Source organism: Egicoccus sp. AB-alg2 (assembly GCF_041821065.1).
Lineage (GTDB): Bacteria > Actinomycetota > Nitriliruptoria > Nitriliruptorales > Nitriliruptoraceae > Egicoccus.
This window is the reverse complement of record NZ_JBGUAX010000001.1, coordinates 39,996-54,291: the sequence shown is the minus strand read 5'-3', so window position 1 is coordinate 54,291 and position 14,296 is coordinate 39,996. Positions and strand designations below refer to the sequence as shown.

Here is a 14,296-nt window from a genome sequence, read left to right as displayed (position 1 = left end):
GGTCTGGAGCGACCGGCCGGGGTTCGTCCCCCAGCTTGCTCCGCACGTCGCATCGGTGACGAGCAGCCTGGTCCTCCGCGGGCCCGGTCGCGACCACGCCGCACTCGAACATACGTTCGCTACCCTTGTCGGCGGAGTCGGAGCGAGGCAGCGGACGATGGGCGAGGCAGCGCAGCGGCTGCGGTGGGCGACGGTCGAGGAGGAGTCGGCGCTGCCCGGCCTCGGCGAGCGGATCACCCACCCGGAGTTCGCCGGCGTCGAGTTCGTCCACGTCCGCGCGAAGAGCCTGCTCAACCACGTCCCCGCCGCGGCCGGCATGCCCTTCGAGTGGACGATCAACACCTACCGGGGCTGCACCCATGCGTGCTCCTACTGTTTCGCTCGGCCGACGCACACGTACCTCGACCTGGATGCCGGTAAGGACTTCGAGTCGGTCATCGTGGTGAAGATCAACGCGGTCGAGCGGCTCCGCGCCGAGCTGTGCCGGCCATCGTGGGGCGGCAACCACGTGGCGCTGGGCACCAACACCGACCCCTATCAGCGGTGCGAAGGGCGCTACCGGCTGACCCGCGGGGTCATCCAGACCCTCACCGAGGCCGGCAACTCCTACTCCGTGCTGACGAAGGGCACGCTGGTCACGCGCGACCTCGACGTCCTGGCCGAGGCGGCCCGCCGAGGCGTGTGCACCGGCGTGAGCATGTCGATCCCGACGCTGGACACCGATGTCTGGCGCGCCTCCGAGCCGGGCACCCCGCACCCGCAGCGGCGCCTGGAGGCCATCGCGGCCCTGCACGAGGCCGGAATCCCGACCGGCGTGATGGTCGCGCCGATCATCCCCGGCCTCAGCGACGCGCCGGAGCAGCTCGAGGCCGTCGTGCGCGGCGCCCTGGAGGCCGGCGCGGACCGCATCACCCCGATCGTGCTGCACCTGCGACCCGGGCTCCGCGACGTCTTCCTGCCCTGGCTCGCCGAGGTGCGGCCGGAACTGCTGGAGCGCTACCGGCATCTGTACGCCCGCAGCTACGCGCCCAAGGCCGAGCAGCAGCGCATCCATCGGCTCGTGCGTCGCATCGTCGACCGTCACGGTGGCGAGCCCGGACGCCGCCGCGTCGTCCGCGGCGACGAGCGCAGCAGCAGCGGCCACGAGGTGCCCACGCCGACCTCGGCGCAGGTCGAGCAACTGTCGATGCTGTGACCGCCGACGGGCGGAGGTCAGCGCGGCGGTTCGCCGTCGGGTGCGGGCGGCGGGATCGGCGCCTGGGCCAGTGCCCGCAGCTCCATCGTCTCCGCCGGCGGGCAGACCTCCTTGGGGATCCGCGCCTCCACGCGACGGACGCGGTGGGAGCCGTAGCGGCCCCGAAGCCACACGCGAAGCGACGCGAGCGCCCGGCGGCCCCGTGGCCACTGCGACAGCATCAGCGCCCCGCCGCCGGCGATGAACAGCAGCCCCGGGCCGGGCAGCACCAGCATGGCGATGCCCGCGATCACCAGCAGCAGGCCGATGGCGGCCTTGTAGAGACGTCGCAGCACCGAACGACCTCCCGACGAACCCGGCGGGTCCCGCAAGCATCATCGCACCCGGCTGCCATGATCGCCGCGTTCGCAGCGGCCGACGGACGGCGTCCGCTGCCGCCTCCAGGCCTGCGCGCCGGCATCGGCTTCTGCAGGCCGACCGCGGTCGTGCGGTCTCGCTGCTTCAATGCCCCGCCGCGTCCCCGGGCGACGGAGCTGCTGTGGCCGATGGCGAGCCACCCCATGCGGTCGGCTACACGATCCGCGACGGCTTGCGGGCCGAGGCCGACGACCCCGAGCAGATGCTGGCGGCCGTCGACTGGCTGGTCGATCGCGCCGCCGAAGCACCCACAGCGGAGGAACGCGTCCGGCTGCTCGGGCGTGCGGGCGGCTACGCCGCGATCGTCCGGGACCTCGACCGTGCCGAGGTACTCTTGAGCGACGCCATCATCTCGGCGAACCGTCACGGGCTCGCCCGACAGGCGGCGGCATCACGGATCCGGTTGGCGGATGTGAACGCGCTGCGGGGTGATGCCGCGACGGCCGTCCAGCAGTTGACGGAGCTGCTGCACGAGGTACGGAACGAGCCGTCCCTCGACGACCTGCTCGACTTCGTGCACCAGCACCTCGGCAAGGCGCACCTCGAAGCCGGCAACACAGCGAAGGCGGTGCACCACCTCTCACGGGCGCTCGCACATCGTGAGCAGCGAGGCGACGCGGACCTGCTCGCCTCGACGCGCGCGGCACTTGCCCGCGCGCGACGAGAAGAGATCACCTGAGGAGAGCGCATGGACGGCAAGTTGCAGGTCGAGTTGTTCGTCGACGACGTCGAGCGCTCGGTGGGGTTCTACTGCCGTGTCCTCGACTTCGAGCGTGTGGCGAAGGACGGGGCGTCACGCGACTACGTGGCCGTGCGGCGGGGCGATGCGGTCATCGGCATCGGCCGCGCCGGCATGTTGCCCGACGACCACCCGGCCGCTCGCGTCGAGGGCCAAGCACCCGGCCGCGGCGTCGAACTCGTGCTCGAGGTCGACGACGTCGAGGCCGCCTGCGAACACGCGCAAGCGGCCGGTGCCACGCTCGCCACCGGTCTGGGCGATCAACCGTGGGGACGCCGCGACTTCCGGCTGCTCGACCCCGACGGCTACTACGTCCGCGTCACCAGCCCGTGAGTTCGGCAGCCGATGTTCGTGCGACGGGCGCGGAGGCGCGCACCGCGGTGGGAACACGGGCTGATCTTCGACGCCGGATCCGTCGCGATCAGATCGTCGCGTGACCCGTGGGGTCGCCCGAGCATGGGAGAGATCAACCCTGGGGCGGCGGAGAGCTCGCCGGGCTGATCGGCTCTGTCCGCTCACCGGCCGCTTCGGGCGGTCAACTGATCGCGAGCAGGGCCGGCACCGAGGCGAGGTGCAGGGCGACCAGGGCGATGCCGGCTCCTCGCGGCACGCTGGGCCGGCGCGCGAGCACCAGCGCCGCCACCCCGGTGACGACCGCGGCCGCGACCACGACCGCCAGCGCCGGCGTGTCCACCTGCAGGCCGTCGTCGCGGCTGGCGGCGACCAGTGCCGACGCGCCGACGACGAACAACGCGTTGAACGCGTTGGAGCCGAGCAGGTTGCCCAGCAGGATCTGCACCTGCCCACGTTGTGACGAGGCGATGGCGGTCGCCAACTCCGGCAGCGAGGTCCCAACCGCCACCAGCACGGACGCGATCACGATCTGCGGCACGCCGGCCGCTTCGGCGAGGTCGATCGCGCCGGTGACCAGCAGCTGCGCACCGACCAGCACGCCGGCCAGTCCCAACACCACCCGTGGCACGACGAATCGGTGCGCGGGCGTGAGCGGCACGCCGGTTTCCGGGACCGTGTCGTCGCTGGCGGTCCGGACCTGCCAGATCACGGTGCCCAGCAGCACCGCCGTCAGCAGCAGCCCGTCGAGCAGCCCGATCGTGCGGTCCAGTGCCAGCACCAGCAGCAGCACCCCGGCCACGCCGGCGATGGTCGCGTCACGGACCGGCGCCTGGTCGCGCTTGCCGACGATGGGGGCGACGATGGCCGCGACGCCGAGGATCAGCAGCAGGTTCGCGACGTTCGAGCCGGCCGCGTTGCCGATGGCCAGGTCGGCGTCGCCTCGCAGGGCGCCCAGCACGGAGGTCACCAGCTCCGGCAGCGAGGTACCGAACCCCACCACCACGGCGCCGATCACGGTCGCCGACCAGCGCAAACGCAGGGCGATCGCCTCCGCGCCTGCGACGAACTGGTCGGCGGAGAACACCAGCAGCGCCAGCCCGACCACGAGCAGCGCCGTCGACAGGGCGAGTGACATCCGAACCTCGGGGAACGACGCGGGGCGCCGAGGTGGGCGCCGCCGCGAGCCAACCGCGGAACGGTACGCCACCGGCGCCGAGTAGCCTCGCTGCCGAACCGTGCCCTCGCGGTCCGTCGCGGCCATCGTCCGGCCCGACGGCCATGCAGGGCCACGCACGTCCCACCTCGTCGCCCGCCAGGAGTGCCCCGTTGCCCGCCCTTCCCGACCCGGTGTCCGAGCGGTTGGCCCAGCGCCTGGCACAGGCGCAGCGCACCTCGCGGCTGCCGTCGGTGGTGGCGGGGCTCGTGCGCGACGGCGAGCTGGTCTGGCAGGGCGCCGCCGGGCAGGTCGACGGCCGTCCGCCCGACGCCCGCACGCAGTACCGCATCGGCTCGATCACGAAGACGCTGGTCGGCATGTCCGTGCTGCGGCTCGCCGAACAGGGCCGCGTCGACCTCGACGACCGGGTGACCGACCACGTGCCGGACGCGCCGGTCGGACGTGCCACCGTGCTGCAGCTGCTGGCGCAGGCGGCCGGGCTGCGGGCGGAGACCGCGGGGCCGTGGTGGGAGCGCGCCCCCGGTGGCGACTGGGACGACCTGCTCGGCCGGCTCGAGCAGCCGACCGCGCCGCTGGGCGCCGGTCGCCGCCACCACTACAGCAACGTCGGCTACGCCGTGCTCGGCCGGCTGCTGGAATTGGCGCACGGCTGCCGCTGGGACGAGGTGCTGGCCAAGGACTGGTTCGGCCCGCTGGGCCTGGCGGACACGACCGTGCGCCCGCGGCCGCCCTTCGCGCCGGGCCTGGCCGTGCACCCCTTCGCCGACGCCGTGCTGGCGGAGCCCGAGCACGACGCCGGCGCGATGGCTCCGGCCGGTCAGCTGTGGATGACGCTGCCCGACCTCGCCCGCTGGGCGGCGTTCCTCGGCGGCGACGGTGACGGGCTGTTGAGCCCCGACACCTTGGATGCCGCGCGGCGCCCCGTGTCGATCGACGACCGGCCGGGTCAGCCCTGGACCTCGGCGTACGGGCTGGGCGTGCAGGTCTTCGCCGACGCCAAGGGCCGCCGTAGCTTCGGCCACGGCGGCTCCATGCCCGGGTTCCTCGCCCTGCTGCGCGTCGACGCGGACACCCGTGACGCGGTCGTGGTCGCCACCAACACGACCGCCGGGCTCGACCTCGAGTTGTCCCGCGACCTGCTGGCGCTGCTGCACGAGCACGCCCCGAAGCCGGCTCCGGCCTGGGAGCCCGGCGGCGTCGACCGGGCCGCGCTGGCCCTGGCCGGCATCTGGTACTGGGGGCCGACCCCGGTCTCCGTCACCGCGACCGGTGACGGCCGCCTCGAGATGAAGCCCGTCCAGGGCCCGGCACGGGCGTCGAGGTTCGTGCGCCAGGACGACGGCACCTGGCTGGGGCTGGACGGCTACTACGCCGGCGAGGTGCTGCGGGTCCGGTACGACGACGAGGCCGAGGTGAACCACCTCGACCTCGCGTCGTTCGTCTTCACCCGCACGCCCTACGACCCGGGGGCCGGGGTGCCCGGCGGCGTCGACCCAGACGGGTGGCGCTGACGCCGCCGACGATCAGTACTTGCCGATGACCTTGACCGGGTCGCCGACCTTCAGGCGGGCGAAGAGGTAGTCGGCGCCCTTCGGCGTGACCCGCGCGCAGCCGTGGCTGGCGGGCTTGGCGGGGACGCTGTTGGAGCCGTGGATCGCGATCGCACCGTCGAAGTACATCGGGCTGTACATGTTCGGCGTCGGCGAGGGGTACAGCGACGAGGTGTGCCAGCCCTGCTTGACGCGCTGGATCCTGAAGTCGCCGTTGCGCGGCAGGCCGCCGGTGCCGGTCGAGGTGATCAGGACCTTGCGCCACTTGCCGTCGGCGCGGTGGTAGATCGTCTGGCAGGTCTTGTCGATGGTGACGCCGCGGCCCGCCGCGGCCTTGGGCAGGCCGGTGGTCGCGCGGATCGCCTTCAGTTCGCCGGCGGCCAGGGCGTTGCGGCTGGCGGTCCCCCCGCTCAGCCGCCGCCAGGCGCACAGGCCCTGGCGGGTCCGCGGACCGTCGACGCCGTCGACCGTGCCGACCGGATAGCCGAGGTCCTTCAGCCGCTGCTGCAGTTCCTTGATGGTGGCGTTGCTGGTGGCGGCCTCGGCGGTGCCGACACCGCCGATCCCCAGTAGGGACACGGCGAGCAGGACGGTCAGCAGCAGCCGCATGCCACGGCCGGCGACGAGACGGGTGTCACGGAACGAGGGAAGGGTGAGGGCGGACATCGTGGTGCCTGTCTGGGAGGGCCGCGCGTCCAGCGCGGAGGGTGGGAGCCTTCACCCCTCCAGACCGGCGAACCCCTGCCGAGGTTGCGTCACCGGCTGCATCGTGCAGCCCCTGCACGACACGGAAGTCGTTGCAACCTTCCGGCCGCTGGCGCGTCAGTCCGCGAACGCCTCGGGCGCCGGGCAGGCACACACGAGGTTGCGGTCACCGTGCGCGTTGTCGATCCGGGACACCGGCGGCCAGTACTTGTCGTCGCGACGCACGCCGGCCGGGTAGGCCGCTTCCCGGCGGCCGTACGGATGCGACCACTCGTCGGCGAGCAGGTCCTCGGCCGGGTGCGGCGCGTTGACCAGCGGGTTGTCGTCGCGGGGCCACTCCCCTGCCTCGACCCGCTCCTCCTCGGCACGGATGGCGAGCATCGCGTCGCAGAACCGGTCGAGCTCGGCCTTCGACTCCGACTCCGTCGGTTCGATCATGAGCGTGCCGGCGACCGGGAACGACATCGTCGGCGCGTGGAAGCCGTGGTCGATGAGCCGCTTGGCGACGTCCTCGTTCGTGATGCCCGAACGTTCCTTCCAGCCGCGCACGTCGACGATCGCCTCGTGGGCCACCAGGCCGTTCTCGCCGGTGTAGAGCACCGGGTAGCCGTCGGCGAGCCGGGCCGCGACGTAGTTGGCGTTGAGGATGGCGGTCTCGGTCGCGGCCCGCAGGCCCGAGGCACCCATCAGCGCGATGTAGGCCCACGAGATCTGCAGGATCCCGGCCGACCCCCACGGCGCGGCCGCCACCGGTCCCGTACGCAGCTCCGGTTCGACGTCGCGGGAAGCCGCGTGTCCGGACTCTGGCACCAGCGGGTGGGTCGGCAGGTAGGGCGCGAGGTGCGAGCGGCATCCCACCGGCCCGACACCCGGCCCGCCCCCGCCGTGCGGGATGCAGAACGTCTTGTGGAGGTTGAGGTGGCTGACGTCGGCCCCGAACCGGCCGGGTCGGGCCACGCCCACCAGCGCGTTGAGGTTCGCGCCGTCGAGGTAGACCTGGCCGCCGTGGTCGTGCACGAGGGCGCAGATGTCGCCGATGCGCCGCTCGAAGACCCCGTGCGTCGACGGGTAGGTGACCATCAGGGCCGCGAGGTGGTCGGCATGCTCGGTGACCAGCCGCTTGAGGTCGTCGACGTCGACGTTGCCGTCCTCGTCGCAGGCCACCACCTTGACCCGCATGCCGGCCATGACGGCGCTGGCGGCGTTGGTGCCGTGCGCCGAGGACGGGATCAGGCACACGTCGCGCCCGTCGTCGTCGTTGGCGCGGTGGTAGCCACGGATCGCGAGCAGCCCCGCGAGCTCGCCCTGCGAGCCGGCGTTGGGTTGCAGGCTCACCGCGTCGTAGCCGGTGATCTCCGCGAGCCAGTGCTCGAGGTCGGCGATCACCTGACGGGTGCCCGGCGAGCGGTCGACCGGCACGAACGGGTGCAGGTCGGCGAACGCCGGCCAGGTGATCGCCTCCATCTCCGCGGTCGCGTTGAGCTTCATCGTGCAGGACCCGAGCGGGATCATCGCCCGGTCCAACGCGACGTCCTTGGCCTTCAGCGAGCGCAGCCAGCGCAGCAGCTCGGTCTCCGAGCGGTAGCGGTGGAAGCGCGCGTCGGTGAGAAAGTCGCTGGTGCGCCGCAGCCCGTCGGGGACGCCGGGCAGGCCGGCGGCCAGGTCACGCTGGCCGCCGTCGAGTCGTGCCTCGACGTCCGCGACCGACACCTGCTCGCCGGTGAGCACGCGGGCCACGGCGGCGAGGTCAGCGACGTTCGTGGTCTCGTCGAAGGCGACCCGCACGTGGTCGGCGTCCCAGGCGCCGGTGTCGTCGGCGGGGACCCGCCCGAGTTCGTAGCCCGCGTCGGCCGCCGCTCGCAGGACCGCGTCGGCCCGGCCCGGTACGGTCACCGTCAGGGTGTCGAACCAGGTGTCGCCGCGTACCTCGAGGTCGGCCGCGACGAGCAGCTCGCGCAAGACCCCGGCATAGGCGTGCATGCGGCGGGCGATCCGCTGCAGCCCGCCGGGCCCGTGGTGGACGGCGTACATGGCCGCGACCACGGCCAGCAGCACCTGCGAGGTGCAGATGTTGGAGGTGGCCTTCTCGCGGCGGATGTGCTGCTCGCGGGTCTGCAGCGCCAGGCGGTAGGCCTCGCGGCCGGCGGTGTCGACCGAGACGCCGACGAGCCGCCCCGGCAGGTTGCGGGCATAGCGGTCGCGGGTGGCGAGGAACGCCGCGTGCGGGCCGCCGTACATCATGGGCACGCCGAAGCGCTGCGTGGAGCCGACGACGACGTCCGCGCCCTGCTCCCCCGGCGGCGTCACCAGCGTGCAGGCGAACAGGTCGGTCGCGACGGTGACCAGCACGTCGGCATCGTGCAGACGCTCGATCAACGCGGTGTCGTCGACGACCAGTCCGTCGGTGGTCGGCTGCTGGACCAGCGCGGCGACCACGTCGTCCAAATCCAGACCCGCCAGCACGTCCGCGTCGCGCAGGTCGGCGACGTGCACGCGCAGCCCCAGCGGCAGGGCTCGCGTGCGCACGACCGCGATCGTCTGCGGATGGCAGGCGACGTCGATCAGCAGCGCGCTCGCATCGGCGCCGTCCGGTCCCTGCTTGCGTGACACCCGATGGCACAAGGTCAGGCCCTCGGCGGCGGCGGTCGCCTCGTCCAGCAGGGACGCCCCGGCCAGGTCCATGCCGGTCAGGTCGCGGACCATCGTCTGGAAGACGAGCAGCGCCTCCAGGCGGCCCTGCGAGATCTCCGGCTGGTAGGGCGTGTAGGCCGTGTACCAGCCCGGGTCCTCCAGCACGTTGCGGCGGATGACCGGCGGCGTGACCGTGCCGTGGTAGCCCAGCCCGACGAACGCCTTGCGCACCGTGTTGCGGGCCGCCAGTTCGCGCAGGCGGGCCAGCACGGTCGCCTCGGAGGCGGGCGCCGGCAGGTCGAGCGGCTGGTCGTCGCGGATGCTGGCCGGTACCGCCCGGTCCAGCAGCGTCGCGACGTCCTCGACGCCGAGCACCTCGAGCATCGCCCGCCGGTCGGCGTCGTCGGGGCCCAGATGGCGCCGGTGGAACCCGGACTCGTCCTGCAGGCCGGCGAGGTCGGTCGGGTTGGGCACGGTGGGCTCCGCGGGACGACGACGACGTTTCGGGACGTGTCGAAAGGGGTTCGACCGCATCCGGCGGCATCGAACCAGCCTCGCAGCCGGGCTGCCAAGGACGCGCGATAGCCTCCTCGGAAGAGAACGTCCTGTCCCCGCCGAGAAGGCTCGCCCGTCATGCGCATCGGCGCCCACGTGCCACCCCAGGACCCGCTCACGGCCGCCGCGGAGCGCGGCGCCGACGCGGTGCAGGTCTTCCTGTCACCGCCGCAGCAGTTCCGCGGGCCGAAGCCACGGGAGGACGCCGAGGTCCTGCGGGCCAGCGACGTCGCGATCTACGTCCACGCGCCGTACCTCGTGAACGTCGCGACCACCAACAACCGCGTGCGCCATCCCAGCCGCCAACTGCTGGAGAAGACGGTGCGCGCCGCCGAGGCCATCGGCGCGCTGGGCGTCATCGTCCACGGCGGCCACCTCCCCGAGGACGACGACGTCGCGGCCGGCTACGCGAACTGGCGCTCGACCCTCGAGCGGCTGCAGACGTCCGTGCCGATCCTCATCGAGAACACGGCCGGCGGCAACAACGCCGTCGCCCGGCACTTCGACCGCATCGGTCGGCTCTGGGAGGCGCTGGACGGCGTGGAGACCCCGTTCGGGTTCTGCCTCGACACCTGCCACACGCATGCGGCCGGCGAGGAACTCGACGACGCCGTCGCCCGCATCGGCGCGCTCACGGGCGGGATCGACCTCGTCCACCTCAACGACTCCAAGGACGACTTCGGCTCTGGCCGCGACCGTCACCAGAACCTCGGCCGCGGCCGCATCTCGCCGGACGTGCTCGTCGAGGTGGTGCGCCAGGCCGGCGCCGACGTGATCGTGGAGACCCCGGACGGCGAGGACGGTTCGCAGGCCAGCGACATCGCCTGGCTGCGCGAGCGTCTGGCCCCTGCCAACGCCTGACGGCCTCAGCCGTTGGCAGCGTCGTCCATGTCGGCGGCCTGGCCCGGGGCGACGTCGTCGAGGCGCTCGGTGGGGAACGCCGTCACCTCGCCGCGCAGTTCCTCGATGACCGGGCCGAGCGCGATGGCGAACACGCCCTGCCCGCGACGCAGCAGGTCGACCAGCGAGGCGTCGTCCTCCAGGAGGTAGACCGAGTCGCCGTGCGACACCAGGGTGGCGTCGGCCAGGGAGCGGCCGCGGGCGCGCAGTTCGTCGACGGCCCGCCGGACCTTCTGCAGCGACACGCCGGTGTCCAGCAGCCGCTTCACCACGCGGAGGCGGACGACGTCGTCGAAGGAGTACAGCCGCTGGGTGCCGGAGCCGGTGGCTTTCCTGACGCTGGGCTCCACCAGGCCCGTCCGCGCCCAGTAGTCGAGCTGGCGGTACGTGATGCCCACGATCTTCGTGGCCGAGGAGCCTCGGTAGCCCTCGCGGACGCCGACGTCGCCGACGTCGAGGGCGAGCTGACCGGCTTCCGGCATCGTGCTCAACGGTGTGCTCCTGGTGTCGCCGGTGGAGCGAGATCCGCTGATCCGCTCCACTCCCCGAGGCCCGTCTCCGGTGGAGCGATGCGGGCTGACGCCCCTCCACCGATACGGCCGACGTGAGGCTACGGGCGGAACTACACCCGTGTCAATGGCAGCTGCAGGGTTCCTACTGCCTCACCCTGGACTCCAGGTCGAGAGTTTTGTGCATGCAGAGGTAGCGAAATGGCCCGAAAGGGAACGCGTGTGGGGTGCCCTGCTCGTGCCAGTTCCCGTAGCTGGACGCCACGTCGAGGCTCTCCAGCGGCATCGAAAGGGCACGAAATGCCGTGGTCAGGTGGCGTCCAGCCCCGATGCGCGGATGCTCTGTGCGCACACACCGGCCGCGCGTGGGGCCGGCGAGCCGTGGCGGGCGTGAGCGGTTTCCGTCACGGGCGACGGAAAGCCCGGCGCATGAGGCCGGCGGCCGTGGGCGGGCGAAGCGGTTTCCGTCACGGACGACGGAAGACCCCGATCCCCCGGCGCGCCCGGACGCGACCCGCCGGCCGGCGTCACTGCTCGCGGAAGTCCTCGGGGCTGATGTCCTCGAGGAACTCGCGGAACTGGCGGACCGCCTCCTCGGCGTCGACGCCCTCCTCGCCCTCGTCGTCCGAGGCCTCGATCTCCAGGCCGGCTTCCTCCAGCACCTGCTCGGCCCCGAAGATCGGCACACCCTCGAGTCGGCTGGCCAGGGCGATGGCGTCCGACGGGCGGGCGGACACCGTCAGCGTCCGGCCCTCGCGTGAGAGGTGGAGCTCGGCGTAGAAGGTCCCGTCGCGCAGGGCGGTCACGTGCACCGCCGACAGCTCGGCACCGAGCTGGCCGAGGACGTCCACGAAGAGGTCGTGGGTCAAGGGGCGGGGCGTCTCCACGCCCTGCAGCGCGAAGGCGATGGCGGTGGCCTCGACCGCTCCGATCCAGATCGGCAGGTAGCGGGTGCCGTGCCGTTCCTTGAGCAGCACGATCGGCTGGTTGGCCGGCAGCTCCACCCGCACGCCGACGAGCTCCATCTCGATCAAGAGGTGCTCCTGGGTCGTCGACTGCTGCAGGCTAGCGGAGGGTGTCTGCAGCGGCGGCTGCCCGCAGGGACGCGTAGGCACCGTCGACCAGGGCCTGGCCGAGGCGGGCCGCAGGCGGGTCGGCGGCCGGATCGGCCGCCTCCGCGCGTGCCGGTTCGAACGCACCGCTGGTGTCCGCCACGGCATCGACACCGGCCAGAACGGTGCCGTCGACCACGGCTTGCAGCGACAGCGACGTCTCGGGTACCCGCGCCGGCAGGTCGAGCACGAGGTCGGGCGTCGCCGCGCCGGGGGCACTCACCGTCACGGGCCCGGCGGTGAACGTCTGCCAGCCGCCGGCCACCGCGAGGTCGACGACGCTCGTCAGCTCGTGCCGGGTGAAGTCGTCGAACCCGAGGTCCAGGAGCTGGGCGGCCTGCTCGAACCGCGCGGGGTCGTCGCCGGCGTCCAGTACCACCGCGATCAGCTCACGACCGTCCCGCTGCGCGCTGGCGATCAGGCTGTTGCCCGCGGCCAGCGTGAACCCGGTCTTAACCCCCGTCGCGCCGTCGTAGCGCTGCAGCAGTTCGTTGCGGTTCTCGCGCGGGCCGACCACCGGCGTGGTGGTCTCCCGGAGGGCCAGCAGCGGCCGCAGTTCCGGTTCGGCGAGCGCCGCCCGGGCGATGGTGGCCAGGTCCAGCGCCGACAGCCGGTTGGCGTCGTCCAGACCGGTAGGGCTGACGAGATCGCGGGCGTCGAGCCCGAGTGCCTCGATGTCCGCCTCCATCAGTTCGAGGAAGCGCTGGGTGTCGCCGCCGACGTGTCGGGCCAGCGCCTCGGCGGCGTCGTTGCCCGAGCGGACCAGGATGGCCTCGAGCAGGTCACCGACCGTCCAGGTGTCGCCTGGCTGCAGACCCACCGACGCGCCCTCGACCAGGACCTCCCGGCCGACGGTCACCTCCTCGTCGAGGTCGGCCCGTTGCACGACGGTCAGTGCGGTCAGCACCTTGATGGTCGAGGCGACCGGCCGGAGTTCCTCCGCGTCGTGTTCGGCCAGCCGTTGGCCGGTGCTGGCCTCGACCAGGACCCAGCTGGTCGCCGGGACCTCCGTGGCAGCCGGTTCGGGCCAGGCCTCGGGGGGCGGGCCGGCCACGGCGGGGTCGTCCAGCACCGGCAGGGCCGCCCCTGCAGGCGCCGGTGCCGCCGTCGCCAGCAGCAGCGCGAGGATCAGCAGCAGCCCGGCCGCGCGGCGGCACGGGATCTCCGTGGCCCTCACGAGCCGAGCAGGTTGCGCAGCTGCTTGGCCAGCAGCGCTCGGTGCAGGGCTCCGCCGGCCGAGACCACGCGCTCGGTCTGCTCGGTGGCGGTGCGGCGGCTGTCGGGATTGCGCTGGCGCAGCAGGGGTGCGACCAGCTGCTCGGCCAGCGCGGCCTCGCGGTCGGCGAACTGGCGGTACATGCGCAGGTGTCGTGCTTCCAAGCCGTTGTCGAACAGGGACGCCGCCAGCTTGGCGACCTGCAGGTCGTCGCCGTCGTGGTGGGGACCCGGCCCCAGCAGCCCGTGCTCGCGCAGCTGGGCCACGTCACGTTCCGTCAGTCCGGTCGCGTCGGCGAGCTCGGCCGCCGACAGACGCACGTCGCCGGGGGCGGCGTCGAAGACCGATCGTTCGCCGGCCGGGGCCGGCGTCGGTGCGCCGCCACCGGGCTCGGGAGCCGGGACGGTCCCGTCCGCGGTCGCGGGCGCCGCCGCCGACGGATCGTCCGCGGACGACGCCGGCCGCTCGACGGGTTGCCCGGCGTCGATGCGTTCGAGCTCTTCCTTGATCACCTTCAGCGGCAGGTAACGGTCCCGCTGGGCACGGAGCACGTAGCGCAGGCGGTCGATGTCCTCGCCGGTGAACTTGCGGTACCCCGACTCGGTCCGGTCCGGCGAGATGAGGCCCTCGGCCTCCAGGAACCGGATCTTCGAGATCGTGATGTCGTCGAACTCGTCCTTGAGCCGGTTCAGCACCTCACCGATGGTGAGGGACTTCATGGCGCCAGCCCGGCCGGATCGCCACCGTCACCGACGTACAGCAACTTGAAACGGCCGATCTGGACTTCGTCACCGGTGGCGAGCGAGCGCTCCTCGACCCGTTCGCCGTTGACGTACGACCCGTTCAGACTGCCCAGATCGCGAACGACCGTGCCCACGTCGCTGCGGACGAGCTCCGCGTGGCGGCGCGACACGGTCACGTCGTCGAGGAAGATGTCGGAGTCAGGGTGGCGTCCGACGGTCACCGGGTCGTGGTCGAGGACGAAGCGCGCCCCGGCGTTGGGGCCCCGCACTACGACCAGCATGCCCGTGCCGGGCTCGAGCTCCGGCAGCGCGCCGGGCTCGTGGGAGGGGTCGAACGCGCCGACCTCGATGGCGGCGGTGGTGTGCTCGTGGCTGCCCTCGGCCACGATGCGTGCCCCGCAGGAGGGACAGAAGTTGGCGTCCTCGGGGACCTGCTCGCCGCACTGGCTGCAGTACACGTCGCCTCCTACCCGGGTTCGGTCGGCAGATGGTC

General features: G+C 72.8%; 14 protein-coding genes. 5 read left to right on the top strand and 9 right to left on the bottom strand.

Going from position 1 to position 14,296, the window contains the following annotated elements:
• The first annotated feature begins 178 nt into the window (after positions 1-178).
• Positions 179-1,195 (top strand): radical SAM protein, encoded by a 1,017-nt coding sequence (locus ACERM0_RS00270; protein ID WP_373676941.1) that lies wholly within the window; start codon positions 179-181, stop codon positions 1,193-1,195.
• A gap of 17 nt (positions 1,196-1,212) precedes the next feature.
• On the opposite strand, the gene ACERM0_RS00265 is transcribed toward ACERM0_RS00270, so the two are convergent.
• Positions 1,213-1,530, bottom strand: a complete 318-nt coding sequence (locus ACERM0_RS00265) for a PGPGW domain-containing protein (protein WP_373676480.1) — start codon at positions 1,528-1,530, stop codon at positions 1,213-1,215.
• Positions 1,531-1,733: 203 nt separating this feature from the next.
• Between ACERM0_RS00265 and ACERM0_RS00260 the strand changes: the two genes are divergently transcribed.
• Entirely contained in the window at positions 1,734-2,291 is a 558-nt protein-coding gene (locus ACERM0_RS00260) for a hypothetical protein (protein ID WP_373676479.1), read from the top strand.
• Positions 2,292-2,300: 9 nt separating this feature from the next.
• Positions 2,301-2,684: a VOC family protein gene (locus tag ACERM0_RS00255; protein ID WP_373676478.1), complete on the top strand. Its 384-nt coding sequence runs from the start codon at positions 2,301-2,303 to the stop codon at positions 2,682-2,684.
• A gap of 202 nt (positions 2,685-2,886) precedes the next feature.
• On the opposite strand, the gene ACERM0_RS00250 is transcribed toward ACERM0_RS00255, so the two are convergent.
• Positions 2,887-3,840, bottom strand: coding sequence for a calcium/sodium antiporter (locus ACERM0_RS00250; protein ID WP_373676477.1), 954 nt, complete (start codon positions 3,838-3,840; stop codon positions 2,887-2,889).
• Positions 3,841-4,031: 191 nt separating this feature from the next.
• Here ACERM0_RS00250 and ACERM0_RS00245 point away from each other — a divergent pair, with 191 nt between their 5' ends.
• On the top strand, positions 4,032-5,393 hold the full coding sequence (locus ACERM0_RS00245; protein WP_373676476.1) for a serine hydrolase domain-containing protein: 1,362 nt from the start codon (positions 4,032-4,034) through the stop codon (positions 5,391-5,393).
• Between the two features lie 12 nt (positions 5,394-5,405).
• Here the strand turns inward: ACERM0_RS00245 and ACERM0_RS00240 are convergent, their stop codons facing one another.
• Together ACERM0_RS00240 and gcvP are read right to left on the bottom strand one after the other, a co-directional pair.
• Positions 5,406-6,098, bottom strand: a complete 693-nt coding sequence (locus ACERM0_RS00240; protein WP_373676475.1) for a L,D-transpeptidase family protein — start codon at positions 6,096-6,098, stop codon at positions 5,406-5,408.
• A 156-nt stretch (positions 6,099-6,254) separates the two neighbouring features.
• Positions 6,255-9,302 carry an aminomethyl-transferring glycine dehydrogenase gene (gcvP, locus tag ACERM0_RS00235; protein WP_373676474.1) on the bottom strand — a complete coding sequence of 1,016 codons (3,048 nt, stop codon included), beginning with the start codon at positions 9,300-9,302 and terminating at the stop codon, positions 6,255-6,257.
• 99 nt (positions 9,303-9,401) lie between these two features.
• On the opposite strand from gcvP, the gene ACERM0_RS00230 reads away from it, so the two are divergent.
• Entirely contained in the window at positions 9,402-10,184 is a 783-nt protein-coding gene (locus ACERM0_RS00230) for a deoxyribonuclease IV (protein WP_373676473.1), read from the top strand.
• Between the two features lie 5 nt (positions 10,185-10,189).
• Here ACERM0_RS00230 and ACERM0_RS00225 read toward each other — a convergent pair whose 3' ends face one another.
• The 5 genes from ACERM0_RS00225 to ACERM0_RS00205 all read right to left on the bottom strand — a co-directional run bounded on the left by ACERM0_RS00225 (position 10,190) and on the right by ACERM0_RS00205 (position 14,261).
• Complete coding sequence (locus tag ACERM0_RS00225; RefSeq protein ID WP_373676940.1) at positions 10,190-10,705, bottom strand: MerR family transcriptional regulator; 516 nt, start codon at positions 10,703-10,705, stop codon at positions 10,190-10,192.
• Between the two features lie 554 nt (positions 10,706-11,259).
• Positions 11,260-11,766 carry a bifunctional nuclease family protein gene (locus ACERM0_RS00220; protein WP_373676472.1) on the bottom strand — a complete coding sequence of 169 codons (507 nt, stop codon included), beginning with the start codon at positions 11,764-11,766 and terminating at the stop codon, positions 11,260-11,262.
• A 31-nt stretch (positions 11,767-11,797) separates the two neighbouring features.
• A complete protein-coding gene (locus ACERM0_RS00215) occupies positions 11,798-13,021 on the bottom strand; it encodes a D-alanyl-D-alanine carboxypeptidase family protein (RefSeq protein WP_373676471.1) in 1,224 nt (407 codons plus the stop codon).
• On the bottom strand, positions 13,018-13,779 hold the full coding sequence (locus ACERM0_RS00210) for a MerR family transcriptional regulator (protein ID WP_373676470.1): 762 nt from the start codon (positions 13,777-13,779) through the stop codon (positions 13,018-13,020). The genes ACERM0_RS00215 and ACERM0_RS00210 overlap by 4 nt, the downstream gene beginning before the upstream one ends.
• On the bottom strand, positions 13,776-14,261 hold the full coding sequence (locus ACERM0_RS00205; RefSeq protein WP_373676469.1) for an FHA domain-containing protein: 486 nt from the start codon (positions 14,259-14,261) through the stop codon (positions 13,776-13,778). Before ACERM0_RS00205 ends, ACERM0_RS00210 begins: the two co-directional genes overlap by 4 nt.
• Positions 14,262-14,296: the final 35 nt, after the last annotated feature.

Bases quoted from the DNA above. Each gene is read 5' to 3' on its own strand.
- ACERM0_RS00255 (WP_373676478.1), top strand. From the start codon at position 2,301: ATGGACGGCAAGTTGCAGGTCGAGTTGTTCGTCGACGACGTCGAGCGC.
- ACERM0_RS00250 (WP_373676477.1), bottom strand. From the start codon at position 3,840: ATGTCACTCGCCCTGTCGACGGCGCTGCTCGTGGTCGGGCTGGCGCTG.
- ACERM0_RS00240 (WP_373676475.1), bottom strand. From the start codon at position 6,098: ATGTCCGCCCTCACCCTTCCCTCGTTCCGTGACACCCGTCTCGTCGCC.
- gcvP (WP_373676474.1), bottom strand. From the start codon at position 9,302: ATGCGGTCGAACCCCTTTCGACACGTCCCGAAACGTCGTCGTCGTCCC.
- ACERM0_RS00230 (WP_373676473.1), top strand. From the start codon at position 9,402: ATGCGCATCGGCGCCCACGTGCCACCCCAGGACCCGCTCACGGCCGCC.
- ACERM0_RS00225 (WP_373676940.1), bottom strand. From the start codon at position 10,705: ATGCCGGAAGCCGGTCAGCTCGCCCTCGACGTCGGCGACGTCGGCGTC.
- ACERM0_RS00210 (WP_373676470.1), bottom strand. From the start codon at position 13,779: ATGAAGTCCCTCACCATCGGTGAGGTGCTGAACCGGCTCAAGGACGAG.